1 protein-coding gene is annotated in these 601 nt (G+C 45.9%); it reads left to right on the top strand.

Annotated features, from left to right (window positions below; all coding sequences use genetic code 11):
• Positions 1 to 601 (top strand): NAD(P)-dependent oxidoreductase (locus R7Z47_RS25760; protein WP_318130882.1); only part of this gene is annotated, 601 nt, incomplete at both ends.

Genomic DNA, 601 nt, shown 5'->3' with positions numbered 1-601 from the left:
TTCTTCAGTTGAAGTTCTTCAAGCAGCTGGTTACACCAACATTGAATATCACAAAGGTTCGCTTTCAGAGGAAGAACTGATTGAAGCAGTTAAAGATACGCACTTCATCGGTATCCGCTCCCGAACGAATCTATCCGAGGAAGTGATCAATGCGGCAAACAAACTGGTTGCGATTGACTGTTTTTGTATCGGAACTAACCAAGTCGATCTTGGTGCGGCGGCAAAACGTGGCATTCCTGTATTCAATGCACCGTTTTCAAATACGCGAAGTGTAGCTGAGCTCGTGCTTGGTCAGATTCTTCTGCTCCTTCGTGGGATTCCTGAAAAGAACGCCTTGGCACACCGTGGTATTTGGAAGAAGAGCGCAGACAACTCTTACGAAGCGCGTGGTAAACGCCTTGGCATCATTGGTTACGGCCATATCGGTACTCAGCTGGGCATTATTGCTGAAAACTTAGGTATGCGCGTGTACTACTACGATATCGAAAACAAACTATCACTTGGCAACGCAACGCAAATCCACACGATGAGCGAGCTGCTAAACAAATGTGATGTTATTTCGCTGCACGTACCAGAAACACCTGAAACGAAGAATATGATG

Source organism: Vibrio sp. 1641 (assembly GCF_033339995.1).
Taxonomy (GTDB): domain Bacteria; phylum Pseudomonadota; class Gammaproteobacteria; order Enterobacterales; family Vibrionaceae; genus Vibrio; species Vibrio alginolyticus.
Note: the sequence above shows the minus strand (reverse complement) of the source record. Positions and strands in the feature narration are given on the sequence as shown.